Source organism: Mycolicibacterium tokaiense (assembly GCF_010725885.1).
GTDB lineage: Bacteria > Actinomycetota > Actinomycetes > Mycobacteriales > Mycobacteriaceae > Mycobacterium > Mycobacterium tokaiense.
The window spans coordinates 351007-373765 of sequence record NZ_AP022600.1 but is presented as its reverse complement, the minus strand read 5'-3'; the positions used below and the strand labels follow the sequence as shown (position 1 = coordinate 373765).

At 68.6% G+C, this 22759-nt stretch carries 22 protein-coding genes; 11 read left to right on the top strand and 11 right to left on the bottom strand.

Going from position 1 to position 22759, the window contains the following annotated elements; genetic code table 11:
• Nucleotides 1-216: 216 nt before the first annotated feature.
• The 3 genes from G6N58_RS01755 (at nucleotide 217) to dapC (ending at nucleotide 2425) form a co-directional block, all read left to right on the top strand.
• Nucleotides 217-759: a sigma-70 family RNA polymerase sigma factor gene (locus G6N58_RS01755; RefSeq protein ID WP_115279981.1), complete on the top strand. Its 543-nt coding sequence runs from the start codon at nucleotides 217-219 to the stop codon at nucleotides 757-759.
• 234 nt (nucleotides 760-993) lie between these two features.
• Nucleotides 994-1317 (top strand): ferredoxin, encoded by a 324-nt coding sequence (gene fdxA, locus G6N58_RS01750; protein ID WP_115279982.1) that lies wholly within the window; start codon nucleotides 994-996, stop codon nucleotides 1315-1317.
• A gap of 13 nt (nucleotides 1318-1330) precedes the next feature.
• Nucleotides 1331-2425, top strand: coding sequence for a succinyldiaminopimelate transaminase (gene dapC, locus G6N58_RS01745; protein ID WP_172545118.1), 1095 nt, complete (start codon nucleotides 1331-1333; stop codon nucleotides 2423-2425).
• Here the strand turns inward: dapC and G6N58_RS01740 are convergent.
• Nucleotides 2418-3521, bottom strand: coding sequence for a sulfotransferase family protein (locus tag G6N58_RS01740; protein ID WP_115279983.1), 1104 nt, complete (start codon nucleotides 3519-3521; stop codon nucleotides 2418-2420). The two genes, dapC and G6N58_RS01740, sit on opposite strands and share 8 nt — an antisense overlap.
• Before the next feature lie 127 nt (nucleotides 3522-3648).
• Between G6N58_RS01740 and G6N58_RS01735 the strand changes: the two genes are divergently transcribed.
• Entirely contained in the window at nucleotides 3649-4233 is a 585-nt protein-coding gene (locus G6N58_RS01735; RefSeq protein WP_115279984.1) for an acyl-CoA-like ligand-binding transcription factor, read from the top strand.
• On the opposite strand, the gene G6N58_RS01730 is transcribed toward G6N58_RS01735, so the two are convergent.
• Nucleotides 4226-5794 carry a PucR family transcriptional regulator gene (locus G6N58_RS01730; RefSeq protein WP_115279985.1) on the bottom strand — a complete coding sequence of 523 codons (1569 nt, stop codon included), beginning with the start codon at nucleotides 5792-5794 and terminating at the stop codon, nucleotides 4226-4228. The genes G6N58_RS01735 and G6N58_RS01730 overlap by 8 nt on opposite strands.
• Before the next feature lie 81 nt (nucleotides 5795-5875).
• On the opposite strand from G6N58_RS01730, the gene pruA reads away from it, so the two are divergent.
• From pruA to G6N58_RS01715, 3 genes are read left to right on the top strand one after another with little or no spacing between them, the layout of a single operon-like run.
• On the top strand, nucleotides 5876-7504 hold the full coding sequence (gene pruA, locus G6N58_RS01725) for an L-glutamate gamma-semialdehyde dehydrogenase (RefSeq protein WP_163907827.1): 1629 nt from the start codon (nucleotides 5876-5878) through the stop codon (nucleotides 7502-7504).
• Nucleotides 7504-8466: a proline dehydrogenase family protein gene (locus tag G6N58_RS01720; RefSeq protein WP_115279986.1), complete on the top strand. Its 963-nt coding sequence runs from the start codon at nucleotides 7504-7506 to the stop codon at nucleotides 8464-8466. Before pruA ends, G6N58_RS01720 begins: the two co-directional genes overlap by 1 nt.
• Nucleotides 8467-8479: 13 nt before the next feature.
• Entirely contained in the window at nucleotides 8480-9346 is an 867-nt protein-coding gene (locus tag G6N58_RS01715; protein ID WP_197746390.1) for an alpha/beta fold hydrolase, read from the top strand.
• Here G6N58_RS01715 and G6N58_RS01710 read toward each other — a convergent pair.
• From G6N58_RS01710 to G6N58_RS01700, 3 genes are all read right to left on the bottom strand, one after another.
• Nucleotides 9334-9843 carry an Rv2253 family sensor-like surface protein gene (locus G6N58_RS01710; protein WP_115279987.1) on the bottom strand — a complete coding sequence of 170 codons (510 nt, stop codon included), beginning with the start codon at nucleotides 9841-9843 and terminating at the stop codon, nucleotides 9334-9336. The genes G6N58_RS01715 and G6N58_RS01710 overlap by 13 nt on opposite strands.
• Nucleotides 9844-9994: 151 nt before the next feature.
• Nucleotides 9995-11650 (bottom strand): nucleobase:cation symporter-2 family protein, encoded by a 1656-nt coding sequence (locus G6N58_RS01705; protein ID WP_115279988.1) that lies wholly within the window; start codon nucleotides 11648-11650, stop codon nucleotides 9995-9997.
• A gap of 64 nt (nucleotides 11651-11714) precedes the next feature.
• A complete protein-coding gene (locus tag G6N58_RS01700; RefSeq protein WP_115279989.1) occupies nucleotides 11715-12254 on the bottom strand; it encodes an NUDIX domain-containing protein in 540 nt (179 codons plus the stop codon).
• 31 nt (nucleotides 12255-12285) lie between these two features.
• Between G6N58_RS01700 and G6N58_RS01695 the strand changes: the two genes are divergently transcribed.
• A complete protein-coding gene (locus G6N58_RS01695) occupies nucleotides 12286-13686 on the top strand; it encodes an acyl-CoA synthetase (protein WP_115279990.1) in 1401 nt (466 codons plus the stop codon).
• Entirely contained in the window at nucleotides 13683-14027 is a 345-nt protein-coding gene (locus G6N58_RS01690; RefSeq protein WP_115279991.1) for a VOC family protein, read from the top strand. Before G6N58_RS01695 ends, G6N58_RS01690 begins: the two co-directional genes overlap by 4 nt.
• Nucleotides 14028-14118: 91 nt before the next feature.
• Here the strand turns inward: G6N58_RS01690 and dapD are convergent, their stop codons facing one another.
• A complete protein-coding gene (gene dapD / locus G6N58_RS01685; protein WP_115279992.1) occupies nucleotides 14119-15072 on the bottom strand; it encodes a 2,3,4,5-tetrahydropyridine-2,6-dicarboxylate N-succinyltransferase in 954 nt (317 codons plus the stop codon).
• Between the two features lie 38 nt (nucleotides 15073-15110).
• Between dapD and dapE the strand changes: the two genes are divergently transcribed.
• On the top strand, nucleotides 15111-16187 hold the full coding sequence (gene dapE, locus G6N58_RS01680; RefSeq protein ID WP_115279993.1) for a succinyl-diaminopimelate desuccinylase: 1077 nt from the start codon (nucleotides 15111-15113) through the stop codon (nucleotides 16185-16187).
• On the opposite strand, the gene G6N58_RS01675 is transcribed toward dapE, so the two are convergent.
• From G6N58_RS01675 to G6N58_RS01665, 3 genes are read right to left on the bottom strand one after another with little or no spacing between them, the layout of a single operon-like run.
• Nucleotides 16165-18321, bottom strand: coding sequence for a xanthine dehydrogenase family protein molybdopterin-binding subunit (locus G6N58_RS01675; RefSeq protein ID WP_115279994.1), 2157 nt, complete (start codon nucleotides 18319-18321; stop codon nucleotides 16165-16167). The genes dapE and G6N58_RS01675 overlap by 23 nt on opposite strands.
• Complete coding sequence (locus G6N58_RS01670; protein WP_115279995.1) at nucleotides 18318-19295, bottom strand: FAD binding domain-containing protein; 978 nt, start codon at nucleotides 19293-19295, stop codon at nucleotides 18318-18320. Before G6N58_RS01670 ends, G6N58_RS01675 begins: the two co-directional genes overlap by 4 nt.
• 1 nt (nucleotide 19296) lies before the next feature.
• Nucleotides 19297-19902 (bottom strand): (2Fe-2S)-binding protein, encoded by a 606-nt coding sequence (locus G6N58_RS01665; RefSeq protein WP_115279996.1) that lies wholly within the window; start codon nucleotides 19900-19902, stop codon nucleotides 19297-19299.
• Nucleotides 19903-20031: 129 nt separating this feature from the next.
• On the opposite strand from G6N58_RS01665, the gene G6N58_RS01660 reads away from it, so the two are divergent.
• Nucleotides 20032-20958 (top strand): LLM class F420-dependent oxidoreductase, encoded by a 927-nt coding sequence (locus tag G6N58_RS01660; RefSeq protein WP_115279997.1) that lies wholly within the window; start codon nucleotides 20032-20034, stop codon nucleotides 20956-20958.
• Here the strand turns inward: G6N58_RS01660 and G6N58_RS01655 are convergent.
• Together G6N58_RS01655 and G6N58_RS01650 are read right to left on the bottom strand one after the other, a co-directional pair.
• Entirely contained in the window at nucleotides 20909-21748 is an 840-nt protein-coding gene (locus tag G6N58_RS01655) for a helix-turn-helix domain-containing protein (RefSeq protein WP_115279998.1), read from the bottom strand. The genes G6N58_RS01660 and G6N58_RS01655 overlap by 50 nt on opposite strands.
• Nucleotides 21720-22739 (bottom strand): hypothetical protein, encoded by a 1020-nt coding sequence (locus G6N58_RS01650; protein ID WP_115279999.1) that lies wholly within the window; start codon nucleotides 22737-22739, stop codon nucleotides 21720-21722. Before G6N58_RS01650 ends, G6N58_RS01655 begins: the two co-directional genes overlap by 29 nt.
• Between the last annotated feature and the right edge of the window lie 20 nt (nucleotides 22740-22759).

Here is a 22759-nt window from a genome sequence, read left to right as displayed (position 1 = left end):
AACGCAGTACAACTGTCGCCTCCATCGTCGCCCCATTCTCCATTGGATCTCCACACTCTCTCCAAGTTCGGACGCCCCGACCTCGACAGGATGGAAATCACCACGCGGCAGAGCGTCGCCGCATTCGAACCTGTCAGATCACTTCGGACGAGACACCTTGGAGATAACTCAATCATGCTTGCTGCGAACAGGATTGATGGTCAGGCAAACACCCGGATGCGATTGTCCGCCCATGCCGAGAGATTCGAGCGCGAAGTCATTCCGTTCACCGGTTACCTTCTGGGGCACGCCCAATCCCTGACCAAGCAGCGCCACGACGCCGAAGACCTGGTGCAGGACGCCATGCTCAAGGCGTACGCGTCGTTCGCGACCTTCCGCACGGGCTCGAACATGAAGTCGTGGCTCTATCGGATCCTGGTCAACACCTGGGTCGACAATTACCGCCAGAGTCAGCGGCGACCCGATGAGCAGCTCAGCGGCGATCTCACCGACGGTCAGATTTCGAATCAGATGGAACTGACACGCTTCGCGTCCCGATCGGCAGAGCTCGAGGTGCTGGTGAACGTTCCGGGCGCCGTCACCGCGGCGTTGCGCGATCTGCCCGAAGACCTGCGTGAGGTGATCTACTACGCCGACGTCCAGGGCTATCGCAACACCGAGATCGCGGTGATGTTCGGGATCCCGGTGGGAACGGTCGCATCGCGCCTGCACCGGGGCCGCAACCGGCTTCGCGAGTCGCTGCTCGGGGAGTGCGCATAGCGGGGTGAGAGGGGCGCCCGCGGCGTTGCCAGAAACGTCATCGGTCGGTTGCGCAGCGTGTATATGCGACGTCTAGTATCAGTAAACGCGTGTCCTGATCTCCGGGGTGCGCAAGTTAGGGCACACTGGCACAGATGTCCGGTTTCAGCCTCCGGATACTGGGTCACAACCCACCGAGAACGAGCAGCACCGCACAGCCCCCAGATACCTCTTGACAGGAGCCGAGGAGACCCCGTGACATACGTGATCGCTCAACCCTGCGTCGACGTCAAAGACAAGGCATGCATCGAGGAATGCCCGGTCGACTGCATCTACGAGGGCGCACGCATGCTGTACATCCACCCCGACGAGTGCGTGGACTGCGGCGCCTGTGAACCCGTCTGCCCGGTCGAGGCCATCTTCTACGAAGACGACGTGCCCGACGACTGGAGCAGCTACACGCAGGCCAACGTGGACTTCTTCTCCGAACTGGGCTCGCCCGGTGGCGCATCCAAGGTGGGCCAGACCGACAACGATCCCGCCGCCATCAAGGGACTGCCGCCGCAGGGTGAGGACTGATCCCCTGACCCGGGTGTCGGCGCGCCTGCCGGTTTTCCCCTGGGACACCCTGGCCGACGTCACAGCCACCGCGCGCGCACATCCGGGCGGCATCGTCGATCTGTCGGTGGGTACCCCGGTGGACCCGGTGGCCCCCGTCATCCAGGAGGCGTTGTCCGCGGCCGCTTCTGCGCCGGGGTACCCCACCACCGCGGGCACCCCGGCTCTGCGCGCGTCCATGGTGTCCGCGTTGCAGCGGCGCTACGGCATCACCGGCCTGGGGGAGGCCGCGGTGCTCCCCGTCATCGGCACCAAAGAGCTGATCGCGTGGCTGCCGACGCTGCTCGGGTTGGGCGCAGCCGACCTGGTGGTGGTACCGGAACTGGCGTATCCCACCTACGACGTGGGCGCTCGGCTGGCCGGTGCCGGCGTGCTGGCGGCGGATTCGCTGACCCAGATCGGGCCGCGGACCCCTGCCCTGGTGTTTCTCAACTCCCCGAGCAACCCCAGCGGACGGGTGCTCGGGGTCGAGCACCTGCGCAAGGTGGTGGACTGGGCCAGGGAGCGCGGCGTCGTTGTGGCATCCGACGAGTGCTACCTGGGTCTGGCCTGGGACGCCGAACCGCTGTCGGTGTTGCACCCCGACGTCTGCGGGGGCGACCACAGCGGCCTGCTGGCTATCCACTCGCTGTCGAAAACGTCGTCACTCGCCGGGTACCGCGCCGGCTTCGTCGCCGGTGATCCCCAACTGGTGGGTGAGCTGCTGGCGGTGCGCAAGCACGCCGGGATGATGATGCCCGGCCCCATCCAGGCGGCGATGGTGGCCGCCCTCGACGACGATGCCCACGAGAAGCAGCAGCGGCAGCGCTACGCGCGCCGCCGGGACGTGCTGTTGCCTGCGGTGCGGGACGCCGGGTTACGCGTCGACCATTCCGAGGCCGGGCTGTACCTCTGGGTCACCCGCGATGAGCCCTGCCGCGACACCCTGGCCTGGTTCGCCGAGCAGGGCATCCTGGTGGCGCCCGGAGAGTTCTACGGCGCCAGCGGTTCCCGGCACGTCCGGATCGCGCTGACCGCCACCGACGAACGCATCGGGGCGGCCGCACAACGGTTGGCCGCGCTCACCTGAGCCGTTCGTCGGGGACGTTGTAGCGCTCCTGATAGCCGCGCACCCGGTCGCGGGCCTCTCCGGCGTCCAGACCCGTGTCCGCCCAGGTGTACCGGCGAGGCCCGGCACCGCACGGGTGGGCGGCCAGATACGCGCGCATCCGCGCCTCCACGTCGGGAAGCAGGTCGCGGCCCAACTGCTGGTACACCGACTTGATGGTGGTCCACGGGTCCCGGACGAAATCGTTGAACACCACGTCGAGGACCTGCGCCCCGGTGGCTTCGCGCACCCGCGTGGCCCGCTCGAGCCCGACCACGATCTCCTCGTAGGCCTGGGCAGCGCACTCGGCGATGGTGCTTCGGTCGGTGGCCACCCGGCGCAGGTGATGGGTCAGCGCGCTCATCGAGGAGACGACACTGAGGGGGTCGCGGTGGGTCTGCACGAGCACGGCATCGGGGTACTCGGCCAGCAGCGCGTCCAGCTGCCACAGATGCGCGGGGGACTTCAGCAGCCATTGACACCGAACCTCGGACTGCAGGTGCTGCAGGAACATCCGGTGGAACCGGTAGGCGCCGGAGCAGTCGGCGTCGTAGAGCAGCCACCTGTAGTAGGTGGGCAGGCGGTATTGCACCGAGAAGATCATGCTCGCGAACTGACTGCTGAGGATGCGTCCGCACTCCTGACCCCTGCGCGCCCCCGCCGGATGCGGCGATCCGGGCACGGTCTGCTGTGGCCGGGGCGGGGGCACGGGGTTGTCCACCTCCCAGGTCAGGGGAGTGCGGAAGCCGGGATCCAGCGACAGCAGGTCATGCAGCAGGGTGGTGCCGGTGCGCGGCTGGCCCAGGATCACCACCGGCTGGTGGATGCGCCGGTCTGCCACCTCGGGATGCGCTGTGCGCCAGGCGAACACCTGCAACCGATTGACCAGCGCGCGGACCATGTGGGCGTGGGCGATCTCCACGCCCAGCGGTGACAGTCCGGCCTCGTCGACCAGTCCCTCGCAGAGCAGCTCCAAACCGTCGCTCCAGCCGTAGGCATTGCCGAAGTCGCGTCCGCCCGCGGCCTCGCACGCCACGTCGATCAGTTCATCGGGGTCGAAGCGGTCCTGCAGCGTCATGCCGTACCGCCCTGCTGTGTGCCCGAAGCGGAAATTATCGCTATCGTCAACCACGACAGACAGCATCACTCATGAGACTTCGTCTCAGCAAGGTTTTCGCCAGATTGCCGGCGCGTATAGTTGCCCGATGCGCGCACCCCTGACCCTGTCCGAACGCAAACGCGTCGCCAACCGTGAACGCATTGCCTTCGCCGCAGCGTCACTGGTCGCGGCCAACGGGCTGGTCGGCACCACCGTCGAGCAGATCTCCGAGAACGCCGACGTAGGCCGCGCAACCTTCTTTCGCTACTTCAACTCGAAGGAGGCGGCCGTCGCCGAGGGCATTGCCCGGCAGTGGCTGGACCGGATCGCCGAGGCGGTGGGCGCAGCGCCCCCCGGGCTGTCCGCAGCCGAGGCGGTGCGCACCGCATTCGCCGGCCTCGGGGAGGGTTTCACCGCCATCGAAGACCAGGTGCGGGCATTCGCCGAACTGACCCGCACGTCACCGGCTCTGAGCGCATGGACGCTGCAGGTGTACGTGGGTTACGAGACCGCGATCGCCGAGCTGGTGGCTCCGCGGTTCGCGGACCTTCGCCCCGACGATCCCCGTCCGCGACTTCTCGGTGCGTTGGCAATGGCCTCGGTCCGCACGGCTCTCGACACCTGGCTGGAGCACGGCGGTTCGCTGCCGGACCGGGTGCAGCAGGCGTTGGCGGCCGTCACGATCAGCTGATCCGCACGCTCAACGCCAGCGCCAGGCGGACGTCGGGATCCGCCAGCGACGTGGACAGGATCTCCTCTATTCTCCTGACCCGGTAGCGCACCGTGTTGGGGTGCACGTGCAGTTCGCGCGCCGCCGCGGCCACATCTCCGAAACTGTCGAGGTAACACCGCAGTGTCTCGGCCAGGGCGGCGTCGGTGTGGCGCAGGTGGCGCACCCGCGGATCGATCAGGTGGTCGCGCCCGCTCAGGAACGTCAGAACCTCATCGAGCAGCACCGTGGTGCGCGCCTCGGCCAGCGATGTCACCGACTCCTGCATGCCTGGGTGTCGCGCGGCGCTGTCGAGCACCCGGTCCACCTCGGCGCGCGCAGCGGCCACCGCAGACAGTCCTGCCACCGGTGCCGCGATGACCGCCCACAGATGTAACCCCAGCTCGGTACGCAGCGCGGCGATGGTGCCGCGGATCCACGACCTCACCGCCGCCGGGCGCGCCGCGCGCGGGAGCAGTACGTACACCCGCGAGCCGTGCGGTGCCACCTGGGCGTCGGCACGAAATGCGCTGGCGCTCAACGCCAGGACCTCGGCCAATCGTGCGGTGGCAGTGGAGGTGTCGACGCCGATCAACGCCGCCCGGCCGTCATAGGCGATGCCCAGATCGCGGGCCACCACCGAGATGTCGACGTCGCTGTCGCGGAGGCCGAGCACCTCGTGCAGGCGCACGGTGTGCGTCGACGGGGTGGTGGCCAACCGTGTCATGATGCGGCCGGCCAGCACCGCCGCCCCACGCAGAATCTCTTCGGCGTCCTCGGCCAGCGCCTGCGACCCCTGTTGGACCCAGATGGTGCCCATGAACTGCCGCGCGCGTCTGCTGTCCGGGTTCGGCGGGCGGATCCCCACCGCGAGGCGCGGCTGCAGTCCCAGCTCCGGGCGCGCAGCCACCTGCACCACATCGTCGCTGGAGCGTAGGGCGTCGAAGATGCCCCGTTCGGCGATCCAGGCCAGGTGTTCAGGCGGCCCGGCCCGGCCCAGGATCGACAGCCTGCGCAGCTCGTCGGCCTCGCCGTCGGAGGCGGAATAGGCCAGCACGTGCGACTCGGCGTCCTCGACACTCACCATCCCGTGGATACGGTCGGCGATCGACTGGGCCAGGCCGAACAGATCGGTGCCGGATTCGTGCAGCGGCGCACCATGGTGGTCGAAGACATGAATGATCAAGCGGTACAGCCGTTCCCAGCGCGCTCGGGGATCGACGGCCACCACCGCGGTGCTGGCTCCGACGGCGGCCTCCACCAGTGCCGGGGGTGGCGACTTGGCGAACACCGCGATGGGAGCGCGGTCGCGGGTCTCGCGGCGCAGCCACTGCACCGCATCGTCGTCGCCCAGCCCCAGTAGTAGGAACACGTCGGCAGAACTGGCCGCTCGCGCCAGACCCAGCCGGACGTCATCGGTGTCGATGAGCGCCGCCGAGGACACCGCGGCGTCCAGCCCGCGCGGTGCGTCCACCAGGCTGACCATGGTGGCGTCGAGGGCCAGTAGCAGCTGCCCGAGACTCAGGCCGGCGGGGGAGCCCATTAGCCGATCGTACTATCGGCCGAGTCGAGGTTTGTCCGACTCGCCAAGCATGCAGAGAGGTCGGTGCGGGAATGTGTTCGTATGGACGCCATCACCGCAGTTCCGCCACCTGCCAACGAACCGGTCCACGACTATGCACCCGGCTCCTCCGAACGTGAGCGCCTGACCACCGCGCTGAGCGAACTGACATCCGCCCCCCGCGACCTCCCTCACGTCATCGGGGGTGAGCACCGCATGGGTGACGGAGCACGCGTCGACGTGGTGCAACCCCACCGGCACCAGGCGGTGCTGGGCACCCTCACCAACGCCGGAACCGCCGAGGCCACCGCCGCCGTCGATGCGGCGCTGGCGGCCAAGGAGGCCTGGGCGGACACGCCGTTCGACGAGCGGGCCGCGGTCTTCCTGCGGGCGGCCGATCTGCTGTCCGGGCCGTGGCGCGAGACCATCGCCGCCGCCACCATGCTGGGCCAGTCCAAGACCGCGTATCAGGCCGAGATCGATGCACCCTGCGAGCTCGTGGACTTCTGGCGCTTCAACGTCTCCTTCGCCCGCCAGATCCTGGCGCAGCAGCCCGTCAGCAGCCCCGGGGTGTGGAACCGCACCGACTACCGCCCGCTGGAGGGTTTCGTCTACGCCGTGACGCCGTTCAACTTCACCGCCATCGCGGGCAACCTGCCCACGGCGCCGGCGTTGATGGGCAACACCGTGGTGTGGAAACCGTCCATCACTCAGACCTTGTCGGCCTACCTGACCATGCAGGTGCTCGAGGCGGCCGGGCTTCCCCCCGGTGTGATCAACCTGGTCGCCGGTGACGGATATGCCGTCTCCGGCGTGGTGCTGGCCGACCCGCGACTGGCCGGCATCCACTTCACCGGGTCCACTGCCACGTTCCAGCACCTCTGGCGTGAGGTGGGCGCCAACATCGACCGCTACCACACCTATCCGCGGCTGGTCGGGGAGACCGGCGGCAAGGACTTCATCCTGGCCCACAGCAGCGCCCGCCCAGAGGTGTTGCGCACCGCGCTGATTCGCGGTGCCTTCGACTACCAGGGGCAGAAATGCTCTGCGGCCTCGCGGGCGTTCATCCCGCGCTCGGTGTGGGCCCGGATGGGTGACGACTTCCTGGGCGCCACCGCGGCGCTGAGTTACGGTGACGTCACCGACCTGTCCCATTTCGGCGGCGCGTTGATCGACGAGCGGGCCTTCGCCAAGAACGTCGCCGCCATCGAGCGGGCCAAGGGGGCTGCCGGTGTCACCGTGGCGGTCGGCGGTGAATACGACGACAGCGAGGGCTATTTCGTGCAACCCACGGTGCTGTTGTCCGATGCTCCCGGGGATGAGGCCTTCTCGACGGAGTACTTCGGACCCATCCTGGCGGTGCACGTGTACCCCGACGAGCGGTACACCGACATCCTCGACGTGATCGACGCCGGCTCCCGGTACGCCCTCACCGGGGCGGTGATCGCCGACGACCGCGCCGCGGTGCTGGCGGCGGAACGGCGGTTGCGCCATGCCGCCGGCAACTTCTACGTCAACGACAAGCCGACGGGTGCGGTGGTGGGCCAGCAGCCTTTCGGTGGCTCCCGAGCCTCGGGGACCAACGACAAGGCCGGCTCCTCGCTGAACCTGCTGCGCTGGACCTCCGCGCGCTCCATCAAGGAGACTTTCGTGGCCCCGACCCAGCACACCTATCCCCACATGGAGGCCTGATGTCCGTCTTCACCAGCGTGGCGCGCCCGGTCATCATGGCAGCCGGCCGATCCGAAGGGCTGCGCCGCACCGCGCAACGGGTTCCGCTCACCCGCAAAGTGGTCGACCGGTTCGTACCCGGGGAGACCATCGGCGACGTGCTGGATGCGGTGGTCCCGCTGCGGGATTCGCAGCGCTTCATCTCCATCGATTACCTGGGCGAAGACGTCACCGACACCGAGACTGCGGACGCCACGGTGGCGGCTTACCTCGGGCTACTCGATGCGCTCGCCGCACGTGGCGAGGCGGTCATCGGTCCGGCGCCGCTGGAGGTGTCACTGAAGCTCTCGGCACTGGGACAGGCGCTGCCGCGCGACGGCGCCAAGATCGCGCTGGAGAACGCGCACACCATCTGCGCGAAGGCCCGCGAAGCCGGCGTCTGGGTCACCATCGACGCCGAAGACCACACCACCACCGACTCCACCCTGTCGATCGTGCGCGACTTGCGGGTTGAGTTCGACTGGCTGGGAACAGTTCTGCAGGCGTATCTGCGGCGCACCCGGGCCGACTGCGCCGAGTTCGCGGCCGCCGGCGCCCGGATTCGCCTCTGCAAGGGGGCCTACGACGAACCGGCGTCGGTGGCTTTCCGCGATGCCGACGACGTGACCGACTCCTATGTCACGTGCCTGCGCATCCTGATGGAGGGTCGTGGTTATCCGATGGTGGCGTCGCACGATCCCGAAATTCTCGCGTTGGTTCCCGGGCTGGCCAGTGAATACCACCGCGGGACCGACGATTTCGAGTACCAGATGCTCTACGGCATCCGCGACGCCGAGCAGCGCAGGCTGGCTGCCCGCGGTGACCATGTCCGGGTGTACGTCCCGTTCGGCACCGAATGGTACGGCTACTTCGTGCGGCGGCTGGCCGAGCGTCCGGCGAATCTGACGTTCTTCCTGCGGGCACTGGGGGAGCGCACCCGCTGAGTACCCTGCTGGGGTGACCTCGCTTCCCGGTGCCGGCCTGCTGGGCCACGACGTGTTGATCACCACGCCCGACGGCCGGCGGCTACGCACCATGGTCGACGGCGACGGCGACGGCGACACGCTGGTGGTGCTGGAGGCGGGGCTGGGAGTCAGCGGATTGTACTGGCACCCGGTCGTCCAGTTGTTGCACAACGACTTTCGTGTGATCGCCTATGACCGTGCCGGTATCGGCGGCAGTGACCCGGCGCCCGGACGCCGCACTCTGGACGCGCTGGCGCGGGACCTGCACACCGTCATCGACTCTGTGCCCCACCGCATGCTCATCCTGGTGGGACACAGCTGGGGCGGGCCCATCGTGCGGGTGGCGGCTGCTGCGCGTCGCGACGTGAGCGCACTGGTGCTGGTGGATCAGACCGACGAGAACGACCCGATGTTCTTCGAACGGGTGGTCCGGCTGCAGTTCGCGGTGCAGGCCGCGACGATGGTGCCGTTGGCACGTACCGGACTCCTGGCGCGGTTGCCGGACCCGAGCCTGCACCGGCTGCCGGCCGCGGTGCGCAGCGCTGTCACCGAGGCCTCCTACCGTCCCGGCGCTGCCCGCGCCGCCGCCGCGGAAACCCGTGAGGTGACCACCGAGCTCTCCCGATTGCGGCAACGCCCCACTGCGTTCGGCGACCTACCGATCCGGGTGCTCTCCGGGCAGCAGGTCGGGCGATTCGACCGGCGGTTGCGCGCCGAACTGACGCGCGCCCACCGGCTGACGGCCCGCTCGCATGCCGGCGGCCGCTACGTTCCCGCCTACGCCTCCGGCCACATGATCCCGACCAGCGAGCCGGAGCTGATCGCCGACCAGGTGCGTGAGCTCGCTCAGGCCGGGTAGGCGGCCACCGGCATGATCACGTTGCCGCGGCACGCCCCCGACAGGATGTCGGTGTGCCAGGTGCCCTGCAGCGACCCGTCGGCCTGCGGGGTGTAGAACACCCAGGACTGGGCCGGGCTGTACAGCCGCGGGGCGCCCTCGCCGTGGTAGCACTCCCATTGCCAGTCGTAGGCAAACGTCCACTGACTGCCGTCCCAGGTGTAGCGGGACGGTTGGGGGATGGTCGGGTTGCTCGGGGCCGGACCGTCCAGCGCGGTCGCCACACACCGTGACGAGCACTGCGTGAGGAAGGTGTACTGCGCGCTGAAATCGGGTTCGGCCTGTCGCGCCGCGGCGCTGGTACCCGCCTTCTGCGAGGCATACGTCACCACGGTGAACCGCCCCGACCAGTTCTGCCCGGCGGCGTGTGCGGTGACCACCGACGCGCCCATGCCTGCGATGATCGCCAGCAGGGCGATCACCACGCGCCCCCGGGTGCGCAGACGACGGACGGCCATGTTCTTTCCCTAGCTTTCGGTGCGGAAAACACCACCGTAATCGGGGAATCCGACGCTTCTTCACCGGGAATCGACGCTGCCGTCAGTCGTTACGCAGTCGATGCACATCGGTGTCGCAGGTGTTGCCAGAGCGGGGAAACAGCCCGCCCGCTCACTCCTTGACCCGACGGGAGAACCTGCCCTCGGTCACGTTGTCCCACTTCTCGCACACGGCGATCACCTTCGGATCGCCCTGCGCGCGGATCCAGTCGCACGTGGCCAGGTCGGCCGACGGGTTGGTGACGATGATGGTGTGCAATTCGGGGCGTTCCTCGGCAAGTGCACGCAACCGTTCCGGCGATGTCGACGGGTCGGCGGCCAGCAGCGCGTCAAGTGGATCGGGCAATGCGCCGCGCGGTGCGTCGTGTGCAGCCAGCTCCGAATCCGGTTCGGAGTCACCGTGTCTGCGACCGAGCAGCAGATTGAGCACGATCGCGGTCAGGGCACCCGCCGAGATGCCGGAATGGAAGATGGTCTGGAACCAGTCCGGGAACTTCGCGTACAGATCCAGCGCCACGTTCACCGGGGCGTCGGCGATCGCCCTGTTCGTGTAGTACAGCTTGGCCTCGGTCAGCATCGCCACCCCAACCGAGATCGCCACCACCAGGATGTTGGTGTTGTCGAACTTCACCCTCGTCAGCGTGCGTACCCCACTGGCGGCCACCATCCCGAACAGGGCCACCCCGGCGCCGCCGAGCACCGGCAACGGGATGCCCTCGACCACCGCAGCCATCTTCGGCAGCAGCCCGAGCAGCACCAGGATCAGACCGGCCACGGTCGCCACATGGCGCGTCTTGACCCCGGTGATGGCCACCAGGCCGACGTTCTGCGCGAAAGCCGTGTACGGGAACGTGTTGAAGACACCGCCGATCACGGTGCCCAGCCCGTCGGCGCGCAGGCCGTCGGCCAGCCGCCGCGGGGTGATCTTCTCGTCGACGATCTCACCGACGGCCACGATGTCGCCGGTGGTCTCGGTCATGATCACGATGCCCACGATCAGCAGCGCGATGATGGAGCTGATCTGGAACGACGGCAGGCCGAACTGGAACGGCGTGACGAAACCGATCCAGCTGTAGTCGCCCATGTGGCTCCAGTCCGTCATCCCCAGGGGGACGGCAACGACTGTGCCGATCAGCAGGCCGAGCAGGATCGAGACGCGGCGCAGTCCCTCCGGGGCGAACCGCTCGATCGCGATGATCACCACGAGGGTGAAAAAGCCCATCCCGACGGCCGCGGGGTCACCGAAGTCCGGGCCGGTGCCGCCGCCGAACCAGCCCGCCGCCACGCGCATCAGCGACACCCCGATAATCAGGATGATGGTGCCGGTGACCAGCGGCGGGAAGAACCGGATGAGCCTGCCGAAGACCGGCGCCAGCAGCATCATGAACACCCCGCAGGCGATCACCGAGCCGTAGATGGCCGTCACGCCGTGGGCGGTGCCGATGGTGATCATCGGGCCCACCGCGGCGAACGTCACCCCCTGCATCAGCGGCAGCCGCACCCCGAACCGCCAGAACCCGACGGCCTGAATGATGGTGGCGATCCCGGCGACGAACAGGTCGGCCATGATCAGGTGCACGATGTCGGACTGCTGCAACTGGCCGGCGCCCACCATCGCGCCGCCCACGATCAGCGGCACCGCCACCGCGCCGGCGTACATGGCCAGCACGTGCTGGATGCCCAGCGGCAGCAACCGCTTCAGCGGGGGGATGTCGTCGACCGGGCGCTGCGCCGGCCGACCTTCGGTGACGATCTTTGCCAGGGTCATCGGCCCATCCTTGGTGCGGTGCGTTTCGCCGGCTTTCCGCCGGCGTCACCGCTGTATTACGCGATCAGCGTTGTTCGTGCAGCAGCAACAGCGTCCACGCCGCGATGGACTGGGCGTCGGTGATCGCACCGGCGCGGATCATCGCCTCGACCTCACTGCGCGGGAACCAGGCGCTGCGCAGGTCCTGCTCCTCGGCTTCCAGCTCCGGCTCGCCCTCGGTGAGGTCGGTGGCCAGGAACACCCGGCCGCGCTGGCTGCTCATCCCGGGCGCCACGTCCAGCAGGCCCAGCGGCGTCAGCGTGCCGGCACGCAGACCCGTCTCCTCGCGCAACTCCCGCGCTGCCAGCTCGGCGGGCTCCAGCTCGGCGCGGTCGGGCGCGGTGCCCTGCGGGAACTCCCAGCGGCGCAGGCCGAGGGGATAGCGGAACTGCTCCACCAGCGCGACGCTGTCGTCGCGCTGGGCGATGATCAGCGCATACGTGGGTTTGTCCACCACCCCGTAGATCCCCTCGGACCCGTCGGGCCGCGCAATGGTGTCTTCGCGCAACGTCATCCAGGCGTTGCGGTAAGCCTCGCGGGTGCCGGTACGCCGGATGTGGGTCATGCGGCCATTATCGCCGGGTAGCGTCCTGTGGGTGCTGTTGGCATCCCTGAACCCCGCAGCGGTCGCCGCTGGCGCCGATATCCCCAATGCCGTGACCATCGGCGACACCACCTTGAGCCGCAGTGACCTGCTGGGCGCGGCGACATCGGTGGCCGAGCGGGTGGGCGGCGCCACCCGCGTCGCCATCCTGGCCACCCCGACGATGACGACCGTGCTGGCGGTGGCCGGCTGCCTGATCGCCGGGGTTCCGTTCGTTCCGGTGCCTCCTGACGTCGGCGTGGCCGAACGGGCCCACATCCTGACCGATTCCGCCGCCCAGGCCTGGCTGGGGGAGCTGCCCGACGAGCCGGCCGGGCTCGCGCACATTCCCGTCCGGGTGCACGCACGCTCGTGGCACCGGTATGCCGAGCCGCACCCCGACCGGCCCGCGTACATCATGTACACCTCCGGGACCACCGGGGCGCCCAAAGGGGTGCAGACCTCACGGCGCGCCATCGCCGCGGACATCGATGCCCTGGCCCAGGCGTGGCAGTGGAGCTCCGAGGATGTCCTGGTCCACGGCCTGCCGCTGTTCCACGTGCACGGCCTGGTGCTGGGGCTGCTGGGATCACTGCGGATCGGAAACCCGTTTGTGCACACCGGGAAACCGACACCGGAGGCGTATGCGGCCGCCGGCGGCACACTGTACTTCGGGGTGCCCACGGTGTGGTCGCGGATCGCCGGTGACCCGGTGTCGGCACGCGCGCTGTCCTCGGCGCGGCTGCTGGTCTCGGGCAGCGCGGCGCTGCCGGTACCGGTGTTCTCCCGGCTCGCCGAGCTGACCGGCCACACGCCCATCGAGCGGTACGGCAGCACCGAGTCGCTGATCACGCTGAGCACCCGGGCCGACGGGGACCGCCGACCCGGCTGGGTGGGGTTGCCGGTGGACGGGGTGCAGACCACGCTGGTGGACGAGGCGGGCAACGAGGTGGCTCATGACGGAGAAACGTTGGGCCAGTTGTTGATTCGTGGGCCCATGCTGTTCGACAAGTATCTGAACCGGCCGGAGGCCACCGCGGAGGTGCTCGACACCGACGGCTGGTACCACTCCGGGGACATCGCCGTCATCGACGACGCCGGGATGCACCGGATCGTAGGCCGTGAATCGGTGGACCTGATCAAATCGGGTGGCTACCGCATCGGCGCCGGAGAGATCGAGACCGCCCTGCTGGAGTACCCCGGTGTCGCCGAGGCCGCCGTGGTCGGGGTGCCCGACGACGACCTGGGGCAACGGATCGTCGCCTACGTGGTGGGCACCGCCACCCCGGAGGAGCTGATAAGTCATGTGGGGGAGCAGCTTTCGGCGCACAAGCGGCCACGGGAGGTGCGGGTGGTGGATGAGTTGCCCCGCAATGCCATGGGCAAGGTACTCAAGAAGGAGCTGATGAGATGAGTCTGCGGTTCAGCGAGCTCTGCATCGATGCCACCGACGTGCACAGCCTGGGCCACTGGTGGGCCGAGGCGCTCGGCTGGCCGTCGGAGGTCACCGAGGACGGCGACGTGCAGCTGACCCCGCCCGACGGCGGACCGGTGTGGCTGTTTCTACCGGTGCCCGAAGGCAAGAGTGTGAAGAACCGGCTGCACCTCGACTTCACCCCCGACGACCAGCAGGCCGAGGTGGCGCGGCTGGTCGGCCTCGGCGCCCGGCACGTCGACATCGGCCAGGGCGAGCAGTCCTGGGTGGTGCTCGCCGATCCCGAGGGCAACGAGTTCTGCGTGCTCGCCGGCCACTGACCTCTCTTCCCCTCTGCGCGAGCGCCCGTGTTTGTACGCGACACACCGCGCGTGGACGTACAAACACGCACGCTCGGGCACCCCTGGGGCGTCAGTTGGCGTGCAGCGCCTCGTTGAGCGTGATGCCCTTGCCCTCGCGGGTGACCACCTCGACGGCACCGGACACCGAATTGCGGCGGAACAGAAGGTTGTTCGCGCCGGACAGCTCGCGGGCCTTGACGGTCTTGCCGTCGCTCAAGGTGACCTTGGTGCCCGCGGTGACGTAGAGCCCCGCCTCGATCACGCAGTCGTCACCCAGGGAGATGCCAAGCCCGGCGTTGGCGCCCAGCAGGCAACGCTTGCCCACCGAGATCACCTCGCTGCCGCCACCGGACAGCGTGCCCATGATGGAGGCCCCGCCGCCGATGTCGGAGCCGTCGTCGACCACCACTCCCGCCGAGATCCGCCCCTCGACCATCGACGAACCCAGGGTGCCTGCGTTGAAGTTCACAAAACCCTCGTGCATCACCGTCGTCCCCGACGCCAGATGTGCACCGAGGCGCACGCGGTCGGCGTCGGCCACGCGGACCCCGGTGGGCACCACGTAGTCCACCATGCGGGGGAACTTGTCGACGCCGTACACCGTGACCGGGCCGCGCCTGCGCAACCGGGCCCGGACGAACTCGAAGCCCTCCACCGCACAGGGTCCGTAGTTGGTCCACACCACGTTGGCCAGCAGGCCGAAGAACCCGCCTGCGTTGAGTCCGTGCGGGGCGACCAGGCGGTGCGAGAGCAGGTGCAGCCGCAGATAGACGTCGTAGGCATCGGCCGGCGCGTCGTCGAGCGAGGCGATCGAGGTGCGTACCAGCACGGTCTGCACATCGCGGTCCTCGTCGCGGCCGGTCAGTTCGGCCAGTTCGGCGGTGGCCTCGGCCACCGAGAGCTGCACCGTGCCCGGCGCGTCGACCTCACCGAGTTCCGGTGCCGGGAACCAGGTGTCGAGCACCGTTCCATTGGCCGCCAGCGTTGCCACCCCAATACCCGAAGCTCCAGTCACGGTGGTCAAGGCTACTGGATACGCATGGGGCATTACGCTGGCACATTGTGCTGGATTTACGCGGCGACCCGGTGGCCCTGACCGCAGCGCTGGTCGACATCGCCAGTGAGTCGCGCCACGAAAGTCGCATCGCAGACGAGGTGGAAAACGCACTGCGCGGGCAGACCACGGGCTTCGAGATCATCCGCAACGGCAACGCGGTGCTCGCGCGCACCCATCGCGGGTTGCCCACCCGGGTCCTGCTGGCCGGGCACCTGGACACCGTCCCGGCGGCCGACAACGTGCCCTCGCGCCGGGACGGAGAGATCCTGCATGGCTGCGGCACCGTCGACATGAAAGCCGGCGACGCGGTGTTCCTGCACCTGGCCGCCACAGTCGCCGACCCGGCCCACGACCTCACGCTGGTCTTCTACGACTGTGAGGAGATCGAGGCGTCGGCCAACGGCCTGGGCCGCATTGAGCAAGAGTTGCCGCAGTGGCTGCAGGCCGACGTCGCCATCCTCGGCGAGCCGTCCGATGGCGTCATCGAGGCGGGCTGCCAGGGCACCCTGCGCGTGGTGGTCCGCACCACCGGCACCCGCGCGCACTCGGCCCGATCGTGGTTGGGCGACAACGCCATCCACAAGCTGCACGGCGTGCTGGCACGATTGTCGGAGTACCGGGCCCGGGACGTGGACATAGACGGCTGCGTCTACCGAGAAGGGCTTTCCGCGGTGCGGGTGGACGGGGGAGTGGCGGGCAATGTCATTCCCGACGCCGGATCCGTGACGGTGAACTTCCGCTTCGCCCCCGACCGCACGCCGGCCCAGGCGCTGGACCACGTGCGCGCGGTGTTCGACGGCCTGGACGTAACGATCGAGCAGACCGATGCCGCCGCCGGTGCACTGCCGGGTCTGCACGAGCCCGCGGCCGCCGCCCTGGTGCGGGCGGCCGGCGGGCAGGCCCGCGCGAAGTACGGCTGGACCGATGTCGCACGGTTCGCCGCCCTCGGTATCCCCGCGGTGAACTACGGCCCCGGTGACCCCAACCTGGCGCACCGGCGCGACGAGCACGTGCACGTCGGGCAGATCACGGCGGCTGTCGACGTGTTACGGAGCTACCTCACAGCAGCCGCTCCGGGGTGATGGGTAGTTCGGTGATGCGCCGCCCCGTCGCGTTGAAGACGGCATTGGCGATGGCCGGCGCGACGCCGATCATCACCAGCTCGCCGAGTCCCTTCACTCGAATGGGGCTGGCGATGCCGTCCTCGGCGGGCAGAAAGGTGGCATCCAGTCTGGGGACATCCGCGTTGACGGGCACCAGGTAATCGGAGAAGTTCGCATTCACGACCCGGCCGTCGCGGTGATCGATGTGTGAATCCTCCAGCAGTGCCATGCCGATGCCCCACACCATGCCGCCGATCGCCTGGCTGTGAGCGAGCCTGGGGTTGATGATCCGCCCGGCGTCGTAATAGGCGTCGAGGTGACGCACCCGCACCGTCCCCAACAGTTCGTCGACGGCCACCTCGGCGAACACCGCTCCGTAGGACCAGACCGAATAGTCCTCGACGCGGGCCTGCGGACTCCAGGTGTGCTCGGACTCCAGATGGTTCCACCCGCGACGCAGGAGTAGCTCCTGGAAGGACTCGCTGCGACCCGAGACATGCGTCATCCGGCCGCCGTCCACGACGATGTCCGCGACGGCGGCGCCGTGCAGCGGCGACGCGGGATCCACCACCGCGGTGCGGACGAACTTGTCGCGCAGGAGCCCGCATGCATGAGCGACGCCCGATCCCACGCTGGCCATCGTCTGTTGCCCACCGTGCATGGGTGCACTCGGAAAGGTGCTGTCGCCCAGGTGAAATCGGACCCGGCCGACCGGTAGGGCCAACGCATCGGCCGCGATCTGGGTCATCGAGGTGTAGGTGCCGGGGCCCATGTCGATGCTGGCGGTACTGACATCGGCGGAGCCGTCGGCATGAACTCTGGCCGAGACGCTGCACGGGCTGCTGGAGGACTGGTAGACGGCGCTGGCCACCCCGAAGCCGACGAGCTGGTCGCCGTCCCGCACCGACCCGGGGGTGGGATTGCGTCGCGACCACCCGAACGCGTCCGCGCCGCGTTGCAGGCACTCGACATGACGTCGTGTCGAGAACGGCAGATCGGTGGCCATGTCCCGGTCGGGTTCGTTGCGCACGCGAAGCTCGATGGGGTCGATCCCCAACCGGTGTGCCAGGTCATCGACACCGCATTCGAGAGCGAAACCGGACGTCACCTTACCGACGCCGCGTACCCAGGTCGGTGGGCTGACGTCCAGCGGGACGACGCGGTACGTCGACCGCATGGCGGGACTGCGGTACATGAACCGCGGCGGTGGGGTGATGTTGTCCTCGTAGGAGATGTCCCGGCTGGTCTCCACCCGGCTGTCATGCACGATGGCGGCGATGCGGCCCGCGCGATCGGAGCCGATGGCAAGTCGCTGGGCGCTGACCGGCCGGTAACCGAGCTGATGCGACATCTGCTTGCGCGTCAACACCAGCCTGACCGGTCGGCCCACCCGTCGCGCGGCCAGCGCGGCGAGCCTCTGGTGCGGCCATACCAGGCCTGCCTGCCCGAACGCGCCACCGACGAACGGGGAGATGACCCGGATGTTCTCCGGCGGGATGCCGAAGGCCTCGGCGTAACCCTCGACGGCCGGCCCGATGCCTTGCACCTTGTCCCAGACGGTGAGGCGGTCGCCGTCCCAGCGCGCCACCGTGGCGGCCAGTTCCATCGGATTGTGCTGATGGCGGGTGATGCGGTATTGCAGGTCAGACACCGCCGCGGCGGTGCTCAGGGCCGCGTCGGCGTCCCCGCGGGAATAGTCGTCGACCGTGGTGCCCGGCTGGGCGACGGCCCCTGCTGCCTCGGGGTCGATCAGCGGATCGGTGGGGTTGCCGTAGCGGATCTCCACCAGTGTGGCGGCGTGTGCGGCGGCCTCGGTGGACGACGCCACCACCATCGCCACGGGCTGCCCGAAGTAGGCGATCCGGGGTGGGGGATGCGGGAGGGTGACGCCGGCGAAGTCGGTGATCACCTCGATGACGCCGGGGTGCCTGCGTGCTTCGGCGGTGTTGATGCCGTCGACGGAACCGACGGCGACCGAGCTGCCGATCACCGCGGCGTAGACCAGGCCGGAGATCGTGTTGTCGGCGGTATAGGTGGCCGCACCGGTGACTTTCAATCGGGCGTCGACCCGAGGCAGCGGTTGACCCGCTGCCTGAGTGGGAACCGTGGTCATGACATCTCCGCAACAGCGCCCAGCTGGCGGGTGATGGTGCGCGTGATCAGGTCGACCTTGAAAGCGTTGTGGGACAGCGGCTGCGCTCCGTCCGCGGCGGCTGCCGCCGCGGACGCGAACACCTGGGGTCGCGGCAATTGGCCGATGAGGGCCCGTTCCACGGCGTGCATCCGCCAGGGCACGGTACCCACGCCGCCCGCAGCGATCCGGGCTGCGCGGATGCGCCCGCCGGTGATGTCGAGGGCCACCGCCGCCGACGTGAGCGCGAACTCATAGGACTCCCGGTCCCGGACTTTCAGATATCCGGATCGACGGGCCTCGGGGGTGCGGGGCACCTCGACGGCAGTGATCAGCGTGCCGGGAGCCAGGTTGTGTTCGCGCTCCGGGGTGTCACCCGGTCGACGGAAGAGTTCGGCGACCGGGATCTGCCGGTCGCCGTCGCGGTCGCGCGTGTGCACCACGGCATCCAGTGCCACCAGTGCCACAGCCAGATCGGAGGGATGGGTGGCCACACAGGATGCGCTGGCACCCAGGATTGCGTGGGTCCGGTTGTGGCCGTTGATGGCCGCACACCCCGAGCCGGGCGTCCTGCGGTTGCAGGGGGCGGTCACATCGCGGAAGTACAGACACCGCGGGCGCTGCAGGAGGTTGCCTCCGATCGAGGCCATGTTGCGCACCTGAGCCGACGCCGACTTCTCCAGTGCCTGGGTGATAACAGGAAAGTACTCGCGCACAGCGGGAGCAGCGGCCAACTGCGACATCCGCACCAGCGCGCCGACACGCAGTCGGTCTTGGCGCAGTTCGATGTCGCGGTATGGCAGAGCGTTGATGTCGACGACCACGCCGGGTTGGTCCACGGTCTCACGCATCAAGTCGACCAACGTGGTACCCCCGGCGATGAAACGGCCGCCATCGGCACCGGCGTCGACGGCGGCCTGCTCGTCGGCGGCGGTGGTGAAGCGAAACGGCCGCATGCTACTGCGCCGCGTTCGAGATGGCGCGGACGATATTGGTGTAGGCGCCGCAGCGACAGATGTTGCCGCTCATCCATTCTCGGATCTCGGCATCCGAGCCGGTGTGTCCTTCGGCAATACATCCCAGACCTGACATGATCTGGCCCGGCGTGCAGTAGCCGCACTGCAGTCCGTCGGTGTCGATGAACGCCTGCTGTAGCGGATGCAATCGGTCCCCGTCGGCCACGCCCTCGATGGTGGTCACGTCGGCCCCGTCGTGCATCACCGCCAGCGTCAGACAGGACAGCACCCGCTCACCGTCCAGCAGGATGGTGCAGGCACCGCACGCACCCTGGTCGCAGCCCTTCTTCGTCCCGGTGAGTCCTGCGCGATCCCGCAGCATGTCCAGCAACGAGGTCCGCACGTCCACGTCGATGTCGCGCTGTTCACCGTTGATCGTCATCTGCAGAACGTGCGTGTCGGCGCCATCCCCGACCTCGGGGGTGGTGCAACCGGGCAGGAGGGCGACTCCGGTGACGGCGGCCGACGCCCCGACAAAAGTGCGGCGGTTCAGCGTGAAAGGGCATTGAGTTGGGACCGGTGACCGGGCGTCGTCGATCTCTGTCATGAGCTGTGTTCTCCCCGAGCTGTTCTGGTTGCCCATCAAGCTATGAGCGCCCGCCCCGGGCTGAGGGGGTCCTGTCAGGGCCCCTCAGGAAGGAAATTTCTCCGCTGTGCTCGGAAGTTTGCACCCAGCATGACGATTCGCCTCGGTTTGCAGATACCCAACTTCTCCTATGGAACCCCGGTCGCCGAACTCTTTGCCGCGGTGACGGCTCAGACCCGGGAGGCCGAGGCCGCCGGGTTCGACACCGTTCTGCTGATGGACCACTTCTACCAGCTGCCAGGGCTGGGGGAACCCGACGAGCCGATGCTGGAGGCCTATACCGGGCTGGCAGCTCTGGCGGCTTCCACCGAACGTGTGCAACTGTCCACGCTGGTCACGGGCAACACCTATCGGAACCCGACGCTGCTGGCCAAGATGATCACCACGCTGGACGTGATCAGTGGTGGGCGTGCCGTACTCGGATTGGGGGCGGGTTGGTTCGAACTGGAACACCGGCAGCTGGGCTACGAGTTCGGCACGTTCACCGAACGGTTCGAAAAGCTCGAAGAGTCGCTGCAGATCATCATCCCGATGATCCACGGTGAGCGACCGACGTTCTCAGGCACGTGGTATCAGACGGAGAACGCCGTCAACGAGCCCAGACTCCGCGCTCACATCCCGGTGATGCTGGGCGGCAGCGGCGAGAAGAAGACCTTTCGGTTGGCCGCGCGCTACGCCGATCACCTCAACATCATCGCTCCCATGGACGATCTGCCGGCCAAACTGCTTGTCTTGCAGCAACGTTGCGCGGAGATCGACCGTGAGCCGGCCACCTTGGCCACCAGCACCCTGCTGACGGCGATCGTCGACGGCGTGCCGTCGCGGGACATGGGTGAGGCGCACGGCGGCCGTGTTGTCACCGGCGCACCGGAAGAGATCGCCCAGCAGATCAAGGCCCGGGTGTTCGACGTCGGTATCGGCGGTGTGGTCGTCAACCTGCCCACCCACGGTTACGTGCCCGGCCTCGTCACCGAGCTGGGGCATGCGCTGGCGCCGGTGTTGCCGCCAACAGAGTGAGTTTGTGGGCATCGGGTGATCCGGCCTCGGGGTGGTAGACGACCAGATGCACACCTGCGGCACCTGCCACCGCGAGCCGTTCCCGATACAGGTGCATCCGGCCGACGGTGGGGTGGTCGAAGAGGGTCGGCGCCCCGCTCTGGGCTCCGACGTCGTGGCGGTCCCACATGTTCCGGAAGCGAGGGCTTGCCAGGGACAGTTCGTCGACGAACTCGACGAACAGGGGGTCGTCGATATCCGTACCCACCGAATGCCGCAGGCTCGACAGCAGGCACTCGGTGGTTCCGTCCCAGTCCGGGTGCAGCGCTATCTCCTCGGGATCGCAGAACATGTCCTGCAACTGATTGCGGCCCGCGACCAGTCGAGGGGACAGGGCGGCAGCCATCGCGTTGGACGCCAAGACATCGAAGTGGTTGTTCTCGACGAAGGCGGGCAGGGCCAGCTGAGGCAGCAGGCCGAGGATGCTGGCCGGTGCGCTGACGGCCATGGTACGGCGACGGGTCCGGCGCGGCCGGTCAGCGGCCAGGCTCAGCAGGTGGTCGGCGTTGTCCTCGTCGAGCTGCAGAGCGTTGGCGATCGCTTCGAGGACCTGTGTCGACGGATTGCGGTCACGGCCGCGTTCCAGCCGAAGGTAGTAGTCGGCGCTGATGCCGGCCAGCATGGCCACCTCCTCGCGACGCAATCCGGGTACCCGGCGGTCCCCGGTATCGACGATGCCGACCTTCGTGGGGGACACCAGACCGCGGCGCGCGCGCAGGTATTCACCCAGGTGATTGGGTTTGGTGGCCATCACTCCAAAGTAGCGGGGCGAGTCGTTGCAGCGCCGCCTCGGCGCGTCCGTCGCCCAACTCGGCGGCCTCCCGCCACGCCAGCACCGCGATGCTCAGCTGCCCCGAGCGCTCCGCCGTCTGGGCCGCCTGCCGGGCGGCCGCGATGGCGCCGCTGGAGTCCGCTGCGGCGGCCGAGCGCCAGGCCCGTGCCAATCCGAGCTCGGGGGCGAACAATGCCGATTTGGTGCCGTGCCGAGATTCCGCTCGGGACAACGCTTTGGCCGCATCCGCCGGCGCGCCGGAGCGGGCCAGCGCCGTGGCCAGCAGCGTCAGCGACAGCGGGCCCCACGAATAGCCGGTGCGCTCCAGGATCGGTGCGGCGGGCGCCAGTAGCTCGGCAGCCGCGGAGTCCTCGCCCCGGCGCATCAACACCCAGGCCAGCAGCACACTGCCGATCGCCGCGCCCGGTGGCGCATCGGAGGTCAGGTCCCTGGCGACGGCCTCGGCCCGATCGAGGTCGCCCGTCATGGTCGCGGTCGTGATGCGGGCCAGTCCGATGGTGTAGCGCAACAATCCCGGGTGTCCGGCGGCCTCCGCGCGTTCGGCGAAGGTGTCCACCTCGGCGAACCGGCCCACCCGTGCCGCGCACAGTGACGAGGTGCTGGCCGCCCACGCCACCGCCTGATCGGTGGCGTCGACAGCGGCCAGGACCTCGGCGGCCAGCTCCAGCGCCCGCACCGGGGCGCCGGCGTTCATCGCGAAGGTGGCCAGCAGGGCGTCGACCGTCAGCCCGGCGGGGCCGTTGATGCGGTTGCGCACCGCCCGTAGATAGGCCGTCGCACGTTCGGGCTCGCCGAGCATCCAGAACTGGTTGGCCGCCCGCGGCAACGCCACCTCCAGCAGCTCCGCCTCGGTGGTCGTGTCCAGCGCCGCGAGCATCTCCTCGGCTTCGCGGCCACGACCCTGCCAGGCCAAGGCTTGCGCCGCTTCGGCGGCCGCGGTGATCGACACCGCCGGAGTCTATGGTTTTT

Excerpts from the sequence above, each read along its gene's own strand:
- G6N58_RS01710 (WP_115279987.1), bottom strand. The coding sequence starts at position 9,843 with ATGGCCGTCCGTCGTCTGCGCACCCGGGGGCGCGTGGTGATCGCCCTG.
- G6N58_RS01665 (WP_115279996.1), bottom strand. The coding sequence starts at position 19,902 with ATGACAGAGATCGACGACGCCCGGTCACCGGTCCCAACTCAATGCCCT.
- G6N58_RS01670 (WP_115279995.1), bottom strand. The coding sequence starts at position 19,295 with ATGCGGCCGTTTCGCTTCACCACCGCCGCCGACGAGCAGGCCGCCGTC.
- G6N58_RS01690 (WP_115279991.1), top strand. The coding sequence starts at position 13,683 with ATGAGTCTGCGGTTCAGCGAGCTCTGCATCGATGCCACCGACGTGCAC.
- G6N58_RS01730 (WP_115279985.1), bottom strand. The coding sequence starts at position 5,794 with ATGGGCTCCCCCGCCGGCCTGAGTCTCGGGCAGCTGCTACTGGCCCTC.
- G6N58_RS01720 (WP_115279986.1), top strand. The coding sequence starts at position 7,504 with ATGTCCGTCTTCACCAGCGTGGCGCGCCCGGTCATCATGGCAGCCGGC.
- G6N58_RS01655 (WP_115279998.1), bottom strand. The coding sequence starts at position 21,748 with ATGGCCACCAAACCCAATCACCTGGGTGAATACCTGCGCGCGCGCCGC.
- G6N58_RS01740 (WP_115279983.1), bottom strand. The coding sequence starts at position 3,521 with ATGACGCTGCAGGACCGCTTCGACCCCGATGAACTGATCGACGTGGCG.
- G6N58_RS01700 (WP_115279989.1), bottom strand. The coding sequence starts at position 12,254 with ATGACCCACATCCGGCGTACCGGCACCCGCGAGGCTTACCGCAACGCC.
- G6N58_RS01755 (WP_115279981.1), top strand. The coding sequence starts at position 217 with ATGCGATTGTCCGCCCATGCCGAGAGATTCGAGCGCGAAGTCATTCCG.
- G6N58_RS01675 (WP_115279994.1), bottom strand. The coding sequence starts at position 18,321 with ATGACCACGGTTCCCACTCAGGCAGCGGGTCAACCGCTGCCTCGGGTC.
- G6N58_RS01660 (WP_115279997.1), top strand. The coding sequence starts at position 20,032 with ATGACGATTCGCCTCGGTTTGCAGATACCCAACTTCTCCTATGGAACC.
- G6N58_RS01735 (WP_115279984.1), top strand. The coding sequence starts at position 3,649 with ATGCGCGCACCCCTGACCCTGTCCGAACGCAAACGCGTCGCCAACCGT.
- G6N58_RS01705 (WP_115279988.1), bottom strand. The coding sequence starts at position 11,650 with ATGACCCTGGCAAAGATCGTCACCGAAGGTCGGCCGGCGCAGCGCCCG.
- pruA (WP_163907827.1), top strand. The coding sequence starts at position 5,876 with ATGGACGCCATCACCGCAGTTCCGCCACCTGCCAACGAACCGGTCCAC.